The sequence below is a fragment of the Rhizobium sp. CFBP 8762 genome, assembly GCF_014841565.1.
In the GTDB taxonomy this organism is placed as follows: Bacteria; Pseudomonadota; Alphaproteobacteria; order Rhizobiales; family Rhizobiaceae; genus CFBP-8762.
This window is the reverse complement of record NZ_JACYUD010000007.1, coordinates 110,638-128,440: the sequence shown is the minus strand read 5'-3', so window position 1 is coordinate 128,440 and position 17,803 is coordinate 110,638. Positions and strand designations below refer to the sequence as shown.

14 protein-coding genes are annotated in these 17,803 nt (G+C 58.0%); all 14 read left to right on the top strand.

All coding sequences use genetic code 11. From position 1 onward, the window contains the following. The first annotated feature begins 172 nt into the window (after positions 1-172). Positions 173-1,642, top strand: a complete 1,470-nt coding sequence (locus tag IFT84_RS16090; RefSeq protein WP_192121179.1) for an aldehyde dehydrogenase family protein — start codon at positions 173-175, stop codon at positions 1,640-1,642. A 3-nt stretch (positions 1,643-1,645) separates the two neighbouring features. Further along, positions 1,646-3,166: a xylulokinase gene (gene xylB / locus IFT84_RS16085; RefSeq protein ID WP_192121177.1), complete on the top strand. Its 1,521-nt coding sequence runs from the start codon at positions 1,646-1,648 to the stop codon at positions 3,164-3,166. 68 nt (positions 3,167-3,234) lie between these two features. Beyond that, positions 3,235-3,930: an HAD-IA family hydrolase gene (locus tag IFT84_RS16080; protein WP_192121175.1), complete on the top strand. Its 696-nt coding sequence runs from the start codon at positions 3,235-3,237 to the stop codon at positions 3,928-3,930. Then, positions 3,927-4,766, top strand: coding sequence for a MurR/RpiR family transcriptional regulator (locus IFT84_RS16075; protein ID WP_192121173.1), 840 nt, complete (start codon positions 3,927-3,929; stop codon positions 4,764-4,766). The genes IFT84_RS16080 and IFT84_RS16075 overlap by 4 nt, the downstream gene beginning before the upstream one ends. Positions 4,767-4,845: 79 nt before the next feature. Further along, positions 4,846-5,550: a ribose 5-phosphate isomerase A gene (rpiA, locus tag IFT84_RS16070; RefSeq protein WP_192121171.1), complete on the top strand. Its 705-nt coding sequence runs from the start codon at positions 4,846-4,848 to the stop codon at positions 5,548-5,550. Positions 5,551-5,736: 186 nt separating this feature from the next. Continuing rightward, positions 5,737-6,819, top strand: coding sequence for a sugar ABC transporter substrate-binding protein (locus IFT84_RS16065; RefSeq protein ID WP_197975578.1), 1,083 nt, complete (start codon positions 5,737-5,739; stop codon positions 6,817-6,819). A gap of 173 nt (positions 6,820-6,992) precedes the next feature. Next, positions 6,993-8,549, top strand: coding sequence for a sugar ABC transporter ATP-binding protein (locus tag IFT84_RS16060; RefSeq protein ID WP_192121167.1), 1,557 nt, complete (start codon positions 6,993-6,995; stop codon positions 8,547-8,549). A gap of 11 nt (positions 8,550-8,560) precedes the next feature. Then, positions 8,561-9,562: an ABC transporter permease gene (locus IFT84_RS16055; protein WP_192121165.1), complete on the top strand. Its 1,002-nt coding sequence runs from the start codon at positions 8,561-8,563 to the stop codon at positions 9,560-9,562. Positions 9,563-9,611: 49 nt separating this feature from the next. Beyond that, positions 9,612-11,318, top strand: a complete 1,707-nt coding sequence (gene dld / locus IFT84_RS16050) for a D-lactate dehydrogenase (RefSeq protein ID WP_192121163.1) — start codon at positions 9,612-9,614, stop codon at positions 11,316-11,318. Between the two features lie 149 nt (positions 11,319-11,467). Continuing rightward, positions 11,468-12,526, top strand: a complete 1,059-nt coding sequence (locus IFT84_RS16045) for a LacI family DNA-binding transcriptional regulator (protein ID WP_192121161.1) — start codon at positions 11,468-11,470, stop codon at positions 12,524-12,526. Continuing rightward, entirely contained in the window at positions 12,523-13,827 is a 1,305-nt protein-coding gene (locus IFT84_RS16040) for an ABC transporter substrate-binding protein (RefSeq protein WP_192121158.1), read from the top strand. The genes IFT84_RS16045 and IFT84_RS16040 overlap by 4 nt, the downstream gene beginning before the upstream one ends. A 162-nt stretch (positions 13,828-13,989) precedes the next feature. Beyond that, positions 13,990-14,835: a carbohydrate ABC transporter permease gene (locus IFT84_RS16035; RefSeq protein WP_192121156.1), complete on the top strand. Its 846-nt coding sequence runs from the start codon at positions 13,990-13,992 to the stop codon at positions 14,833-14,835. Continuing rightward, positions 14,832-15,665 (top strand): carbohydrate ABC transporter permease, encoded by an 834-nt coding sequence (locus IFT84_RS16030; RefSeq protein WP_192121154.1) that lies wholly within the window; start codon positions 14,832-14,834, stop codon positions 15,663-15,665. The genes IFT84_RS16035 and IFT84_RS16030 overlap by 4 nt, the downstream gene beginning before the upstream one ends. 13 nt (positions 15,666-15,678) lie before the next feature. Further along, positions 15,679-17,799 (top strand): ADP-ribosylglycohydrolase family protein, encoded by a 2,121-nt coding sequence (locus tag IFT84_RS16025; RefSeq protein WP_192121152.1) that lies wholly within the window; start codon positions 15,679-15,681, stop codon positions 17,797-17,799. Positions 17,800-17,803: the final 4 nt, after the last annotated feature.

Sequence of the window (17,803 nt, the reverse complement as noted above, 5' to 3'; positions counted from 1 at the left end):
AAGGCGTTCAGATACGATTTTTCTTATGAAATTCAGAATATTGTCGCGGTATTCAACAAGATATCAAAAATTTCGCACCGGGTGAATTGCCAAGCTATTGGCAGGTAGTTATGCTACCTCATCGTCTACCGGTTTTTTTGATCATCCGGTGGAAAAGCTTCTGGAGGACTTCATGACTAACGTTGATCTGTCACACATCAGCGGCAAGCTGTTTATCGGTGGCGCATTTGTCGAGGGACGCGGTGAGCGTATCGATGTGCTGAATCCAGCGCGCGGCGAAGTCATCGGACAGATCGCAGCAACCACGGCGGAAGAGATCGACAGTGCTGTCGAAAGCGCACGGGCGGCGTTCAGAACATGGTCGCGCGTGCCTGCCAAAACCCGCTCCAACGCGTTGCACCGGCTCGGTGACCTGATAGCGGCTGACGCGCACCGCATGGCGCAAATCATGACCAGTGAGCAGGGCAAGCCACTGAACGAGGCCAAGGGCGAAATTCTCAAACTTGCCGAGGCCTGCCACTTCTACGGCGAAGAGGCCGTGCGGGTTTTCGGGGAAATCGTCCCCAATGATCAGAATGGCTACCAGAGCCAGGTTATTCGCGAACCGATCGGGGTTGTGGGGGCCATTACGCCATGGAATTATCCGGCGGAACTGGTCGGCTGGAAGCTGTGCGCCAGTTTGGCGGCCGGTTGCACGATTCTCATCAAGCCAGCGGAGCTGACGCCCTTCACCGCGCTTGCGATTGCGGAAAAGGTCAAGGAAGCCGGTATTCTAGACGGCGTTGTCAGCGTTTTGACCGGCAAAGGGTCCATCGTTGGGCAGGCACTGGTGGAGCATCCCGGTGTCGACAAGATTGCCTTCACAGGATCAAGCGCGGTGGGGCTTCACATCCAGCGCTCCTGCCCCAGTGTCAAGCGCCTGTCGCTGGAACTGGGCGGCAACTGCCCGCTGATCGTTACGAAAAGTGCCGATATTGACGCTGCCGTGAAGGGCGCGACGCGCCGGTCGTTTCGCAATATGGGGCAGATCTGCATTGCCATTAACCGCATTTATGTGGCGCGCGAAATTTACGACACATTCCTCGACAAGTTCGCAAAGGCCGCGGATGCCCTGACGATTGGAGACGGGTTGAACAACCCGGCAGCCGATATTGGCTCAATGGCCTCTGCCGACCCGCTGGCAAAAACGCGTGACCATCTGGCCGATGCAAGCGACAAGGGTGCGCGGGTGATTGCCGGAGGCCGGGCGCCGGAAGGCGCGGGGTTTGAAAATGGTTTCTTCTTCCGCCCCACCATCGTCGCCGATTGCACGCACGAGATGAAGGTCATGAGCGAGGAAACATTCGGCCCGCTCGTCGGTGTCGCGCCGTTTGATACGCTGGAGGAAGCGGCTGCGCTGGCAAATGACACGCCCTATGGTCTGGCATCCTACGTCTTCGCGCGTGATCTACAGGAAATCTACCAGTTGTCCGCCGAGTTGGACTACGGAAACGTGGCAATCAACAATGTGGATGCGGGAATCATGAATGCGCCCTATGGCGGCCGCAAGCAGAGCGGTATTGGATACGAGCATGGCCGGGAAGGGCTGCTGGAATACTTCAATTTCAAGCACGTCCGCCTGTTTCACGGCGTCGGAGCCTGAGCTATGACGACCGCTCTGCTGGGCATCGATATCGGTACATCAGGCTGCAAGGCGCTGCTTCTGTCGACAGACGGTGACGTGCTGGCCACAAGCACGGCAACCTATGGCCTGTCCCAGCCGCACACCGGCTGGACCGAACAGGACCCCGCGCTCTGGATTGATGGGACACGCAAAGCCGTTGCCGGAGTAATGCGCCAGCGCCCTGATGTCGAGCTTGCCGGAATTGGCCTGTCGGGGCAGATGCATGGGCTAACGCCGCTCGACAAGGATATGACGGTGCTTCGCCCCGCCATTCTTTGGAACGACCAGCGCAATGCGGACGAAGTGACGGACACAACCGAGAAAGCAGGCGGGCTAGACGCGCTGCTGGCCAGAACGGGCAACCGTATGCTGGTCGGATACACCGGCGGCAAGATCATCTGGATGCGCAACCATGAGCGGGACCTCTATGCGCGGCTGCGCCATGTGCTGAACCCGAAGGATTACCTGCGCCTCATGCTAACGGGCGAGGTAGCGACGGAGGTTTCGGATGCTTCGGGGACAGGCCTGTTCGATGTCAGGCGCCGGGTCTGGGCTTGCGATCTGATCGAGTCATTGGGAATCGACCCGTCGTTTCTTCCGCCCTGTTTCGAGTCCCATGAAATTTCCGGGCGCGTCAGCGCGGCGGGGGCGACTTTGTTCGGCTTGCCCCAAGGCGTTCCCGTTGCCGGGGGCGGTGGGGACAGTGTGATCCAGACGCTCGGCTCCGGCGTCATCGATCCCGGCCAGTTGCAAACGACCATCGGCACGGCCGGTATTCTCGCAGCGGCACTTGATGCACCATCGCCGAGCCCGGACGGGCGGATCCAGATGTTCTGCAATGTTGCGCCGTCCAAATGGCACGCTATGGGTGTTTCGCTGAATGCCGGTGGGGCGATGGGGTGGTTTCGGTCGCTTTTTGCCGAGGCTGCAGGCGATGATCGCCTGTCGTTTGAAGATATCTGCGCGGCAGCAGAACGCAGCCCTGCGGGCGCGCGCGGTTTGCTGTTTTTGCCTTATCTCAACGGCGAGCGATGCCCGCATCCCGATCCGCTGGCGCGGGGCGCGTTTGTGGGCCTGACGGCACGCCATGGGCAGGGAGATCTTGGCCGCAGCGTTATGGAAGGCGTGGTCCATGCATTTTACGATATGCATGCACTGATGACGCCGATGGGCATTCAGGGCAGTGTGATCAAGACGTCTGGTGGCGGCGCGAAGTCCGCATTGTGGCGGCAGATACAGGCGGACCTGTTTGATTGTGACGTGGTAACAACCGAGGGGGCCGCAGAGGGTGCCGCATTTGGTGCAGCGCTCGTTGCGGGCGTCGGCATCGGTGCATGGGCAGATGCGGGCGAGGCGGCTGGAACGCTGAAGGCGCTGACGCGGGAAAGGCCTGACCACGCGACGCGCAGCGTCTATCTGAAAGCGCACGAGGTCTATCGCGAACTCTATCCAACCCTTCGAAAAAGCTTTTCAGCGTTGGCCGATCCTGCATTTAACCTCTAGAGCATTTCCAGAAAAGGCGGATAAAGCTCTAATAAGCACTCCCGGAAACAGGCAAGGACTTGGCAGCTATGAAACAGTATTCGGCTTTGATTTTTGACCTCGATGGTACGTTGATCGACAGCGCGCCGGACATTGCCGCAGCCGTGAACGTCTATATGGCTGCCAAGGGCTGGCCCGAGCTTGAGGTTGCCTATGTGGAAAAATTCATCGGCAACGGTCCGCGTCGTCTGCTGCTGGATATCTTCATCGACAAAGGACTTCCCTTCGATGACGCTACGGTCGATGCAGCTGTGAAAAGCTACATCGACAATTATCAGCGCGATCCGGCTGGCCGAACCCGGTTTTTCAGCCATGTGCGCGAGGATTTGCAGCGGCTGTACGAGGCCGGGTTTCGTTTGGGTATCTGCACCAACAAACCCCATGCCCTGACCCAGCAGATTCTTGGGCTACTGGGACTTGGCGATATCATAGAGGTTGCGCTCGGTGCAGACGCCGTACCGGCTTGCAAGCCCGACCCACGCCACCTGCTGGCAGTTGCCGACCATATGGGGCTGGCGCCGGGAAGCTGGGCCTATGTGGGCGATACCAATGTCGACAAGGCAACGGCGGATGCGACGCAGGCGCCATTTTTCGTTGTGCCATGGGGCGGGGGCGCCGAGGTTGCCGTCAACGCGGATCAAAGGCTGACACGGATCGCCGATCTTCTGGCCTTCGGTCCACGGCAAGATACTGCTGCCGAGCGTTTCCGGGACCAGATCGCATGACCACAAGCCTGCTGCAGCGCGTTTTCCAGGAAATGGACCGGATGGGCGCGGCCGAACAGCGCATCGCAACATTCGTGAATACCTCGCCGGGAGAGGTCATTCACATGAGCATGGCAAAGCTTGCGGAAATCTGCTCCGTCAGTGACCCGACGATCATGCGGTTCTGCCGCCGTTTCGGCTACGAGGGCTATCAGGATTTCAAGCTTAAACTGGCGCAAAGTCTGGTTCCCGCCGCGCCGTTTGCCTATGAACAGATTGTCGCAAACGATGGTATCGACAATATCGTGCGCAAAACCTGCCGTAACTCGTTGAATGCCATTCAGCGCGCGATGGATGATTTAATTCCGCAGCAAATTCAAAGTGCGGCTCTATTGCTGCGGGATGCGGCATGGACGGGCATCTATGCAAGCGGCATATCGGAAGTGACCGCCATTGATGCGGAACACAAGTTTCAGCGCCTGGGCATGCGTTGCGCAGCCATTCTCGGTAGAAACAAGCAATGGATGCATGTGGAAAGCGCACGGCCAAGTGAAGTTGCGCTGATCTTCTCCCAATCGGGCCATACCAAGCAAATGGTGGAACTGGCGATTGCCGCGCGTGCCGGGGGTGCCCGTGTGGTGTCCGTGACCGCTGCGGAAAGTCCTTTGGCCCGGGTCACCGACGCGCTGATTGCCGTGCTTCCCTACGACCAGACCGAATTGATGACCCCGCTGGCGTCGCGTCTGAACCATCACCTCGTCATCAATATGCTGGTTACTGCTATAGCCGTATCGAGCGGAGCGGAGTTTCCGGACCAGCTTCCGGCGCTGGATTCATGGCTCACCGACAAGATCTAGAGCATTGTCCAAACGTGAAAACGACTTCGTTTTCACTGGAAATGCTCTAGCAAATTTCAAGCAAAACAAGGCAAACCCTATGTCTCAAGAGCAAAACGAAGCGAAAAAAGTAGCAGGCCGCCGGGTGATCGAGGAATTCGTGCGGGATGGCATGAAGCTTGGGCTCGGCTCGGGCACCACGTCCCATCTGTTTGTGCGCGAACTCGGCAAACATGTCGCCAATGGTATGACATTGACCTGCACCACAACGTCCCGGTCCACCATTGATGTTGCCCGCGAGGTTGGCATTGCGATTACCGATCCCAATGATATCGGTGAGCTCGATCTGACAGTCGATGGGCCGGACGAGATTGATCATCAGTTCAACATGATCAAGGGCGGCGGCGCGTGTCTTCTCTGGGAAAAAATCATCGCCCACGCGTCCAAGCAGATGATTACGGTCTGTGACGAGACCAAGATTGTCGAGCATCTCGGCGCTTTCCCGCTTCCTGTGGAAGTCGTGCAGTTTGCGTGGAAGCAGACGGAGCGAATGGTTGCCCGCGTGCTGGACGAACATGGCATTCAGGCGCAGATGACGCGGCGAATGCGCGATGGCCAGCCCGTGGTAACCGATAGCGGAAACTTCATTCTGGACTGCAAATGTGGCGTGATCTCCAATCCGCGACCGTTGGAAATCGACCTGAACCAGATCCCCGGTGTCGTGGAGAATGGCCTGTTCACGCGGGAATCCAATGGCATGGTCGTCGGCTGCTTCGATGGAAGCTCCTACGTAAAGATGCGATGAATGTAGTAAAACTTCGCCTTGGTCACTAAGCTACTATTCGGATTGGTTTGACTGCAACGCAAACATAATATCTGTACAAAATATCTGTCTATATTCGTAGGTTTCAGCGGCGCCGGTACGAAACCGGGTTGACAGCAGCCTACCAAATGTAGTGAAACTATGCAGGGAGAAACAGGGAGGATGACTATGGACAAGACATTTCCACTCAATCGCCGTCAGGTTCTGGCGGCAGGTCTGGCGCTTGGTGTCAGCGCCACGGCAGGACGAATGGGCTTTGCGCAGGACCGCGTTTTTCTGCCCTTCAGCAACAAGAGCCTAGACTATTACTTCTTCGTGATCGAGGAAGAAGCCGTCAAGCGTGCGGTTGAAGGTCGCAAGTGGTCGTTTCAGGCCACCAATGCCAACTTCGATAACACTAAGCAGTTGGAGCAGTGGCAGAGCACCATGCTGTCGCAGCCTGCCGCTCTGGTCGCCGACCCGATCGACAGTCAGGCCATCGTCAGCGCGATCCGTCGTTACAACCAGAAGAAAATTCCGGTTGCGATCATCGATACGCCAGCCGATGGCGGTGATGTTGCCATTACGGTCAGCTTCGACAATCATTTGGGCGGCGTCATGGCAGCCCGCGAGATCATCGACCGGCTGACGAAGAAATACGGCAGTGCGCGCGGAAAAGTGCTGAACTGCTACGGCGCGCTGGCAAGTGTTGCCTGGCGGCAGCGCAAGGAAGGGATGGACGAAGAATTCGCTAAATACCCCGACATCACCTATATCAGCCGTCCCACGGAAGGCCAGCTTGACCAGATGCTGTCGGTAACGCTGGCGACGCTGTCCGAGCATCCCGATCTGGACGCCGTACACGCACCGAGCGATTCCCCGGCGCGCGGCATTGCAACCGCTCTGCAGCAGAAGGGTCGTTGGAAGAAGGTCGGCGAGGAAGGCCATGTGATCTTCGTCACGATTGACGGCGAGCCGGTTGCTGTAAAGCTGCTCCAGGATGGGTACATGGACGCCTGCGTCTCGCAAGATCCGATTGCCTACGGCGAAATCGCCGTTGAAATGCTCGAAAAGCATTCGATGAAGGGCGAGGCAGTTCCTTTGGGCGCCTACGAAAACCCGAAATACTTCTGGGAAAAAGGCGAGATCGTTGCCGGGACTACGGGCCCGACCCTGATCATTCCGCCGTTCATCATCAATGGTGAGAATGCCTCCGACAAGCGCCACTGGGGCTATGTCGCCGAGAAGGAGTGGGGCATTCCCTACACTTGATTAATACCCGGGTGACACAGAACCGGCTCGTTTCACGTATGCGGGCCGGTTCAGGCCCGGTCCGACGCTGCGCTAACCGTGCCAGAATCGTGACTGTGCCATTGCCGTCAGCGGTGCGTTCGCTGCCGGTGCATGCCGTGGACCACGGCGAGACATAAGAGGAGCCGGGCAGAATGGCGATTCAAACAGCAACACCTCCTTCAACAGGCACGGTATCCGCTTCCGGGGATCAGGCCGATATTGCCTTGCGCATCGAAAATGTCAGCAAGGCCTATGGTGCGTTTTATGCGCTGCGCTCCGTTTCGCTCAATATTCGCCGGGGCAGTATTCACGGCCTGTTGGGGGAGAATGGTGCGGGCAAAAGTACGCTGGTGGGTATCATCTCCGGGCAGAGAACGCCAAGCAGTGGCGAAATCTTCCTGAATGGCAAGCCGATCGTTGGTGCGGATGTGCGCGCCATGGAAGAAGCGGGCGTGTTTCTGGTGACACAGGAACCGATGATCATCGATCACCTGTCGGCTGCCGAAAATCTGATGCTGGGCATCTGGCCATCCAAGGGCGGTTTCGTGCGCTGGCGCACGTTGAAGGCGGATGCAGCCCGTATGTTGACGGGCTCGGGTATCGACCCGAACGTCAATGCAGGTCGGCTGAACGCGGTCGCGCGCCGCAAGCTGAACATCTTGCGCGCCATGTTTTCCGGCGGCAAGGTCATCATTCTGGATGAGCCGACCGCAGCACTCACAGTGCCGGATCGCAGCCAACTGTTTGACTTCATGCGCGCGCTGAAAAACGACGGCGTGACCTTCATTTTTATCTCGCACTATAACGACGAGATACTGGAAATCTGTGACGCCGTCTCGGTTCTTCGGGATGGCTCGCTCGCTGGCGGCAGCAAGGATATCGCTGCCATGACATCGGGCCAATTATCCGAGCTCGTGCTGGGTCGTGATCTGGTACTGTTCCAACGGGCGCGCCGCAGCTTTGCGGACGAGCCGGTGGCGATCCGTTTGCGCAATGTTGCCGCCAAACATGTGAAGCTTGAGGAACTGGACATCAGGCGTGGTGAAATTGTTGGGTTCACCGGCCTTCCGGGTGCCGGTGCCAAGGAATTGGCAAAGACTATTTTCGGTTTGAACGGTACGGCAACCGGGTCTGTCAGCCTTGCCGGAAACGAAGGCGAGCCCCTGCCAGACCACCCGCAGGCAGCCTTTGACCGGGGCATTGCCTATCTTTCCGATGACCGTCGCAAGGACGGCGTCGTCGGGCATTTGTCGATAGCTGAAAATATTGCGCTGTCGTCACTGGAGCGCCGGGCCACGTTTGGCTTCGTGCAGGGATCGGCAGAATCCAGCCTCTGCAAGACCTATTTTAACAGCATGGGTATCAAGGCGCCCAATGCAGGCGCGGTGGTCAACACGCTGAGCGGTGGCAACCAGCAGAAGGTGTGCCTTGGCCGCGTGCTGGCGACCGAGCCGAAACTTCTGATCCTCGATGAGCCGACCAGAGGCATCGATGTGGGCGTCAAGCAGGATGTGCTGCGCATCATCGATGCGCTAAGCAAGACCGGCGTCAGTATCATCATCGTTTCGACGGATACAGACGAACTGGTTCGCGCCGTTGACCGCGTCTGTGTGTTTCGAGATGGCACAATTCACGAGACAATTATCGGCGATGACATAACAACCGAGCGCCTGCGCCGCGCCCCAAGCAAGCCTGAGACAGTTCGGTAGGAGAAAAGACAATGAGCACAGTCGTAACGACGACCGCACCGAAGGACACGCCTGATAAAGAGGTGGGAATGCACAGGATCATCGGTTGGGTGCTGCACAACGTGGTCTGGATCTGGCTGGTGGCCCTCATTCTGGGCTTCGGCATGTTCAACGAATTTTTCCTCACCGTTCTCAACATGCAGAACATTACCGTGCAGGCAACCGTTCTCGGCATGCTCGGTCTGGCCGTGGCTTTGCCCCTGCTTGTGGCGGAAATCGATCTGTCTATTCCTGCAAATCTGGGGTTCTCGTCTGCGATTGGGGCACTGGCCTATTCGGACTGGGGATTACCCTGGTTTCCGGCCATGCTGATTGGCATCGCGGTTGCGACGCTGGTTGGCTTTTTCAACGGCCTTTGCATCACCAAACTTCGTATGGTGTCGCTGATCCAGACCCTGTCGATGATGATTATCCTGCAGGGTGCTTTGCTGGCGCTGACGCAAGGCAAAACGCTGACAAACCTGTCTGACGGTTACGTGTGGATCGGTCAGGCAACCACAATCGGCGGCTGGCCGCTGATGCCACTGATCCTGCTGGTCGCGCTCGCGCTGATCGGCGTTCTCCTGCGGATGACGATCCTCGGCCGGTCCATCTATGCCGTAGGTGGCAATCCGCTGGCGTCCAACTCCGCCGGTATCCGCGTGGATCGCGTCAAGATCATCACCTACACCATTGCGGGCTTTCTGGCGGGGGTCGCGGGCTTTCTGCTGGCGTCGTGGCAGATGGCAATTACGTCCAATCAGGGATCGAGCTATCTGCTCTATGCGATTGCTGCGCCCATCATTGGCGGGGTCAGCGTATTTGGCGGGCGCGGCAATGTGGTTGGTATCCTCGGCGGTGTGCTCCTTCTCACTGTTATTCAGGTAGGACTTGCAATTACCAACGTGCCATCCTTTTATGTGGGCATGATCGGCGGTTTCATGATCTTCATCGCGGTTGCAATCGATGCGGTTCGTGTGCGCTATTTCGCCTGATCCCTGAAAATATTCCGGTCTTCCAGACCACGACAGAGAGCATGAACGCATGAACGATTTTCCTGATCAGCTGCGCGCAGTCGTTGGCCGCAAGCACGTTCTGACAGGGGAGACGGAAACCCGCCGCTTCCGGCAGGGCTACCGCTATGGCGGCGGGGACGCGGTTGCCGTCGTGCAGCCGGGCACTCTTCTGGAAATGTGGCGTGTTCTCCAGGCCTGCCACCGCGCGAAGATGATCGTCATCTTTCAGGCGGCCAATACGGGGCTTACGGGCGGGTCCACACCGGTTGCGGAAGGCTATGATCGCCCGGTTGTGATCATCAGCACGCTTCGGCTGCGCCGCCTCGATCTCGTCAAGGGCGGTGAGCAGATTGTGTCACATCCCGGCGTTACGCTGGAGCAGCTTGAAAAAACCCTTCGCCCGCTTGGCCGGGAGCCGCATTCCGTGATTGGCTCCAGTTGTATCGGTGCCTCCGTCACCGGCGGTATCTGCAACAATTCCGGCGGCTCGCTGATCCGTCGCGGTCCTGCTTTCACGCAGTTTGCACTGTTTGCCCAGATCGATGCGAGCGGTGAGCTGAAACTCGTCAACAATCTCGGCATCGAACTTGGCCAAACACCTGATGAGATTCTGAGCAGGCTGGATCGAGGCCAGATTGCAGATACCGATATCAGAACGCCTTCGAACCTTTTTGCGTCCGATCACGAATATTGCCACCACGTTCGTGATATCTCGGCGAGCACGCCCGCGCGGTTCAATGCCGATCCGCGCCGCCTGTATGAGGCGTCAGGGTCTGCGGGAAAAATTGCCGTGTTTGCTCTGCGGCTCGACACATTTCTGGCAGACGAGAACACGCAGGTATTTTACATCGGCAGCAATGATCCGTTGGAGCTTGAAACCATTCGCCGGGATATTCTGGGTGGTTTCGATAGCCTGCCAATCGCTGGCGAATATATGCACCGCTCAGCCTTCGACTTGAGCAAGCGCTATGGCAAAGATCTGTTTATGTTCATTCAGAGATTCGGCACGGACCGGGTTCCGCGTGCTTTTGCCGCCAAAAGCCGCTTTGATGGAATAACGGAAAAGCTTGGTCTCGGCGGCGCAGTCAGCGACCGCCTCTTGCAGGTGTTTACGGGTCTGCTTCCAAACCACCTGCCGGAGCGTCTGAATGAATACCGTGACCGGTACGAGCATCATCTTTTGCTGAAAATGGGCAATGACGGCGTGCAGGAAGCACGCGATTATCTGGCTGCGCGGTTTCCGTCTGCGCAGGGCGCGTATTTTGAATGCACGGTAGCGGAGGGGCAGGCGGCATTCCTCAACCGGTTCGCAGTCGGCGGCTCGGTCGTGCGCTATCGCGCCGTCCATGCCGGGACTGTGGAGGATATCGTGGCGCTTGACGTGGCCCTGCCACGCAACACCATCGACTGGTTTGAGACCCTTCCGGTTGACATCGCCAACAAGATTGATGTGACGATGTATTGCGGGCATTTCTTCTGCCACGTCATGCATCAGGAATATCTGGTAAAGAAGGGCGAGGATTGCGACGCGGTCAAGCATGCCCTGCTCGACCTGTTGAAAGCGCGCGGTGCAGAATATCCGGCGGAGCACAATGTTGGCCACCAGTATGAAGCTGCCGACAGCCTGAAGAATTTCTACCGCGAACTCGACCCGACCAATTCCTTCAACCCGGGAATCGGCAAGACCTCGCTTCATCTGGACTGGAAAGACGCCGGGCATCACGCCTCGCTGTAACGGGTTCGCCTTGTCGGCCCCGGCTTTGTTGACGACACGCTAGCCAAAAATACATCGAGTTTATCAACAGCCCAACCGTGTCCCACAAAACATGCTTGACAGTTGATACGTATCAACGCACTATTGCTACGTATCAACGGGGAGGTTGTATGCGCGGGCAGAGAATCACACAGCGGGAAGTGGCGAAGAAGGCCGGGGTTGCTCAGGCCACGGTCTCGCTTGTTCTCAATGGCGGTCGTGATAAAGTTTCTGCGGATACGGCCGAGCGGATTGAAGCTGCGGTTGCCGATCTTGGCTATCAGCCGAACCGCTTTGCGCAGGCCCTGCGTACACAGCGCACGCATGTTATCGCCTGTGTCGTGCCGGATCTGGCAAACCCCTTTTACCCGTCACTGGTCGTTGCCGTTCAGCGTGTTGCCCGTGCGTCGGGCTATGAAGTCATCACCATCGACACGGAAGGTCAACTGGCCAACGAACGGCAGGTCGTGGCGGCTGCTCAACAGGGACGATTTGACGGGATTGTCGGTGTGTTCTTCAATCTTGGCGTCAAGGAACTGTCTCCGCTCGGCAAAGCCGGTGTGCCGGTCGTGCGCATTGAGGTGAGCCGAAAGGCAGGCGGTCCCCTGCCAATCGATGACCTGTTCATCGACAACGAGGCAGCGGCGCGTGCGCTGACGCAACATCTGCTTGATCTCGGTCACCGCGCCATTGCCATGATTGCGGCGCCCGGCGGCCCGCAGCAGGTGCGATTGAACGGTTATCTTTTGGCCATGGCAGCCATGGGTGCCGAGCCCGTCGTTCTGGAAGCCGATCATTTCACAGTCGAGGGAGGACGCACCGCCACCGACACTCTGCTGGCCGATGGCCGACAGGTTTCAGCCATCATTGCTGCCAACGATCTGATGGCAATCGGCGTCATGCAGAGCCTGATTTCGCACGGCGTATCCATTCCCGGCGAAATCTCGGTGGCGGGATTTGACGATATTCTGGCCTCGGCGCTGGTCACGCCAGCGCTGACCACCGTGGCCCAGTTTCAGGACAGGCTGGGCGCGCGGGCTGCAGAGAGGCTGCTCGCGCGCCTCGTCAGCAACCGGAGCGATCCGGGACATGCCGAGGAAATGTCATTCGAACTGATCATACGTGCTTCGATTGCCGCACCGAAGCGGCAGCCGCATGTCCAAAATCACCTCAGGGAGGAAACCCGATGAAGACGAGCCGATTTGCTATTACAACTGCCGTGTTGCTCGGCGCAGCGCAGGGCGCGCTGGCGCAGGAACCGGTGTCCTGGTGGTATGAACTTGCCACGCCGGAGCAACAGAAACTCATCCAGCAGCATATTATCGAGCCTTTCAACAAGGCGAATGCAGATTATGCACTGACTGTCGATTACCGTGGGAGCGAACTCGACAAGCAGTTGCGCGTGGCGATGCTCTCGGGCAATGGTCCCGATGTTGTCTACACCGCCGGTCCCAGCTACGTGGCGCCCATGGCGCAGTCCGGTCAGTTGCTGGCGCTTGACGATTACGCAACCAAGTTCAAATGGCAGGAGCGCATTCTGCCCGTCTTTCTGAAGATGGGTGAGTACAACGGAAAACTCTACGCGCTGCCAAAGACCTACGAGACGGTTGGCCTGTTCTACAACAAAACACTGTTTGAAAAGAACAGCTGGCAGGCGCCCAAAACGTTGGATGAATTGGAAAAAGTGGCCGATTCCATGCTGGAGGCCGGTGTTACACCCTTTGCCGCTGGCAATGCCGACTGGCGCGGCGCCAATGAATGGTTTGTGACGCTGGCACTGAATGCGGTTGCAGGCCCAGACAATGTCAACAAGGCTCTGCGCGGCGAGCTGCCGTGGACATCGGAACCCTTCGTCCAGTCTATCGACCGATTGAATGGCTGGTGGAAAAAAGGATACTTTGGCAAGAACTATTTCTCGCTCACCAGCGCAGAGCAGACCGCAGATATGATGGCCTCAGGCCGTGCGGGCATGATGCCGACCGGAACCTGGCAGTTCCAGAATGTTGCCAGCTACAGCAAAAAGGCAGGCTCGGAAGCCGGATTTGTCGGCTTCCCCAGCGCCAGCGGAGATCCCGTCTTTCCCTTGGGGATCGGCTCCACATTCTCCATCGCGAGCCGTACCAAGAACCCGGATGGTGCAGCCGCCGTCATCAATTATGTGTTCTCACCCGAGGTTTACGGGTCGATGAATTCGGCGTGGCAGGGCGAGTGGAATATTCCACTCAAGGACTTGTCCAGCGTGCAAATGGGCAGTGATGTGACACCGCTCTTTACCGAAACGATGAAGAACCTGTCATCGGCGGTGAGTGCAGGGAATTACGGCTACACGACGTGGACATTCCTGCCACCGGCAACCGACAGCTATCTCATCAACGGTATCGAGGAAGTCTGGCTCGGTAAAATCAGCACTGCTGATTTTCTGACAAAGCTTGATGCGTCGTTCCAGAAGGAATTGAAAGCCAAGAAGGTGCCGGCCATCCCCGCGCGCTGAGTGGGCAAATCCCGCAAAGCGAGCAGCGTTTTGCATCTGCAACTGCGCGAAAACACAAACTGAAACACCGCGCTGGCACCGCCAGCGCTTTCAGACCCCCGCCTCCCTGATGAGGACAGGCGGGGGGGGGAAATGCCCGGTCGACCCTGAAAGGTTTATAGGATGCACCGCCTGTACGTCTTGCCGACATTGATCATCAATGTCGCAATTATCGCCATTCCGGCGCTGGTGACTGTCATGCTCGCATTTTTCGAGTGGGACGGGATCAGCGATCCGCTGTTTGTTGGCCTCGACAATTTCCGTGCGCTTTGGGACGACAGCGTTTTCTGGACAGCCCTGACCAACAACATTATCTGGACCGTCATCTTTTTGATCGTTCCGATCGCCATGGGCCTGCTGGCAGCCACCATGATGCTGGTTGCCCGCCGTAGTTCCAGCTTTTTTCAGGTCATCTATTTTCTGCCCGTCATCATCGCGACCGCCATTACCGGCCGTGTCTGGCAGGGAATGATCTATTCCCCGGTAACCGGGGTGACCGGGCTTCTTCAACGCTATGGCATGGATATTGCCAATCCGCTGACGGAAACGTCGACGGCCCTGTATGGCATCGCAGTCGTCGACCTCTGGCATTGGTGGGGCTTTCTCTGCGTGATCTTTTTTGCCGCGCTCAGGCAGGTGCCATCCGAACAGATCGAGGCGGCCCGCGTCGAAGGTGCGTCGTTTTTCCAGACCATGCGCTACGTGCTGCTGCCGGGCATCATGCCGACGATTACCCTGATGATGATCATGACGGTCATCTGGTCGTTCCTCGTGTTCGACTTCGTCTACATTCTGACCCAGGGGGGACCGGCCTACTCCTCGGAGGTTCTGTCCACATTTGCCTATCGTTCGGCGTTTTACGATCTGGCGGTCGGCAAGGCCGCAGCGATTTCCGTGGTCATCAGCCTGTTCGGCCTCGCCGCCACGGTTCTCTACATTCGCGTTCAGGCCAAGGAGTTCGACCAATGACCATGTCCGAAAGTCGCCTGACGCGCTGGATTGTCCATATCACGCTGGCAGTTCTCCTGTTTATCACGTTGTTTCCCATCGCGCTGATGGTTCTGAATGCCATCAAACCATCGGCGGAAATCGTGCAGAACCCGCTGGCATGGCCATCAGAACTGCGGTGGGACAACTTTACCCGCGCGTGGAGCGATGCAAATTTTGGCCGCACATTGCTGAACTCTGCCGTGCTGACCGCCATGACCATTGTGCTGGTTTGCACGACCGGCTCGTTGACCGCCTATGTTCTGGCGCGACGCAAGATCAAAACGTGGAAACTGCTGACCTTTTATCTGCTGGCCAGCACCACCGCGCCGATCCAGCTCTTTCTTTTTCCATTGTATTTCGGGTTTGCGCGCCTTGGGCTGATCAACAATCCGATCGCCGTCGCTTTCATCTACACGGCGGTCTATTCGCCCTTCGCCATCATGCTGCTTCGCACGTATTTCCTGGCGGTTCCCAAAGAACTGGAAGAAGCCGCCCTGATCGACGGGGCAAGCCACTGGCAGGTTTTTTCAAGGGTTTTCCTGCCGATTGTATCGCCCGGAATCCTCACCGTTGCCCTGATTATCGGGCTCTACTCGTGGAACGAGTTTCTGATTGCCACCACGTTCCTGCAGGGGCAGGAGCAACTCACTGCTGTCGTGTCCTTCTTTCTGCTGTCTGGTCAATACTCGTCCGACTGGGGCGTGATCATGGCCGCAGCTCTCATCATCATTCTTCCCATCGTCGTACTCTTCGTCCTGCTACAGCGCCGCTTCATTGAAGGCATGGCCGGTGGCTCGGTGAAGGGCTGATAAGGAGCATCATATGTCTATCCCATCTGATTATACCAACCGCGTTTATGCCGGTGTTCTCGGCAAACTCATCGGCGTTTATCTGGGGCGCCCTTTCGAAAACTGGCGCTACAAGGATATTCTCGAAAGACTCGGGCCGATTACCTATTATGTCCACGACCGTCTCGGTGATCCCCTGATCGTGACGGACGACGATATCGCCGGTACATTTGCCTTTCCCCGCGCTCTGGACGACTACGGAATTTCACCGGATCTTTCGGCAGAGGATATCGGCAAGGCTTGGCTGAACTACATCATCGAGGAACGTTCCATTCTGTGGTGGGGCGGCGCTGGCAACTCCACCGAACACACTGCATGGCTCAATCTCAGCAAGGGTATTCCCGCGCCGGCCTCCGGCTCCATCGAAACCAACGGCACCACGGTCGCTGAACAGATCGGTGCGCAGATCTTCATCGATGGCTGGGCACTGGTATCCCCCGGCAACCCCGCCCAGGCGGCCAAGCTTGCGCGGGCCGCTGGCAGCGTCAGCCATGATGGCGAGTCCGTCCATGCGGCAGTGTTGTGGGCGGCGATGGAGGCCGAAGCCTTCGTCAGCAACGATGTCAATCATCTGCTGGATACCGGGCTTTCCTTCGTCCCCAAAGACTGCCTGATTGCCCGGCTGATTGCCGACATCCGCCAGTGGGCCTCCGGCAACGAGGATTGGGAGGCCACGCGGCAGAAAATCGAGGACAATTACGGCTACGACAAATATCCGGGCAATTGCCATGTCGTGCCCAACCACGCGTTGATGATCATGGCGCTGCTGCACGCGCCGCATGATTTTCAGCGTGGCCAGATGATTGTGAACACCTCCGGTTGGGATACCGACTGCAATGCCGGTAACCTCGGTTGCCTTCACGGTATTATGCTGGGTCTGGAGGGGCTGGACGCAGGGCCGGATTGGCGTGGGCCAGTGGCTGACCGCCTGTATATCTCCACCGCGGACGGGGGCCGTTCCATCACAGACGCGGTGGACATTTCCCTGTGGCTTGCCAATCTTGGGCGCAAGCTGGCAGGCGTTGAAGCCGAGCCTGCACCCAAGCAGGGTGCCAAGTTTCATTTCACGCTGCCTGGCTCCGTACAGGGGTTCCGCCCTCAGCCCGGCCAGATTGCGCTCGATGGCGTGAAGGTGCACGGCAACGGTGAGGCACTGGCAATCGACTTTACGGCACTGGCTGAGGGGCGCGAAGCCGCCGCCACAACACCGGTTTTCACACCGCTCGATGTGTTGAAGATGCGCACCTATGACCTGATGGCGAGCCCCCGCATTCATGCGGGCCAGACGCTGCGCGCGCAGGTCAAAGCGGATGCGGGTAATACAGGCTCAGTCGTTGCTTCCCTTCGCATCCGCCACTATGACGGTGAAGACAGGCTTGTCGATGTGGATATGCCGGACGGGAAACTCCTGAGCGCCGGAGAAACCGCCAGCCTGGAATGGGTGGTGCCGGAAACCGGCTATCAACCGATTGCAGAAGTGGGTCTTGTCCTTTCCGCCGCCGATGGTCGGGCAAACGGTCGTGTTCTCCTGGATACGCTCACATGGGACGGATGCCCGGATGTAACCTTCAAACGTCCCGCAAAGGTCAGTGAACCCGGAATTGGCGATCAGGGTGCGGGGGATTTCTGGCGCAGGGCCTGGGTGTCGAATGTTCACTTCTTCTCCAAACATTTTCCGCAGGATATCCGTATCAGCCAGAACCGGGGCTCCGGCGTCATTCTTCAGGGAACGCGCGACTGGACCGACTACGCCGTCGAGGCGGACCTCATTTTGCATCTCGGCGATTATGGTGGTCTGGTGCTGCGGGCCGAAGGCCAGCGCCGCTACTACGCCGCCCGTTTGACCCGCGATGGCAAGCTTCAGATCGTCAAGCGCCATGATGGGGAAGAACAGGTGCTTGCCTCCGCTGCACTGACCATCCCGTTTGAGACAGCCTTCACGATGGTGGCCTCTGCAAAGGGCGATGTGATCTCCGCGCAGATCGGCGATGTGGCAATTGCGGCCCATGATACGGCCTTTGGTGGCGGAGCGGCGGGAATGGAAATCCATGAAGGCGCTCTGTCCTCCACCCGTATCCGTATTCGTGCAGCGTAAGGAA

Bases quoted from the DNA above. Each gene is read 5' to 3' on its own strand.
- IFT84_RS16060 (WP_192121167.1), top strand. From the start codon at position 6,993: ATGGCGATTCAAACAGCAACACCTCCTTCAACAGGCACGGTATCCGCT.
- IFT84_RS16065 (WP_197975578.1), top strand. From the start codon at position 5,737: ATGGACAAGACATTTCCACTCAATCGCCGTCAGGTTCTGGCGGCAGGT.
- rpiA (WP_192121171.1), top strand. From the start codon at position 4,846: ATGTCTCAAGAGCAAAACGAAGCGAAAAAAGTAGCAGGCCGCCGGGTG.
- IFT84_RS16075 (WP_192121173.1), top strand. From the start codon at position 3,927: ATGACCACAAGCCTGCTGCAGCGCGTTTTCCAGGAAATGGACCGGATG.
- IFT84_RS16080 (WP_192121175.1), top strand. From the start codon at position 3,235: ATGAAACAGTATTCGGCTTTGATTTTTGACCTCGATGGTACGTTGATC.
- IFT84_RS16035 (WP_192121156.1), top strand. From the start codon at position 13,990: ATGCACCGCCTGTACGTCTTGCCGACATTGATCATCAATGTCGCAATT.
- IFT84_RS16090 (WP_192121179.1), top strand. From the start codon at position 173: ATGACTAACGTTGATCTGTCACACATCAGCGGCAAGCTGTTTATCGGT.
- IFT84_RS16040 (WP_192121158.1), top strand. From the start codon at position 12,523: ATGAAGACGAGCCGATTTGCTATTACAACTGCCGTGTTGCTCGGCGCA.
- IFT84_RS16030 (WP_192121154.1), top strand. From the start codon at position 14,832: ATGACCATGTCCGAAAGTCGCCTGACGCGCTGGATTGTCCATATCACG.
- IFT84_RS16045 (WP_192121161.1), top strand. From the start codon at position 11,468: ATGCGCGGGCAGAGAATCACACAGCGGGAAGTGGCGAAGAAGGCCGGG.
- xylB (WP_192121177.1), top strand. From the start codon at position 1,646: ATGACGACCGCTCTGCTGGGCATCGATATCGGTACATCAGGCTGCAAG.
- IFT84_RS16025 (WP_192121152.1), top strand. From the start codon at position 15,679: ATGTCTATCCCATCTGATTATACCAACCGCGTTTATGCCGGTGTTCTC.
- IFT84_RS16055 (WP_192121165.1), top strand. From the start codon at position 8,561: ATGAGCACAGTCGTAACGACGACCGCACCGAAGGACACGCCTGATAAA.
- dld (WP_192121163.1), top strand. From the start codon at position 9,612: ATGAACGATTTTCCTGATCAGCTGCGCGCAGTCGTTGGCCGCAAGCAC.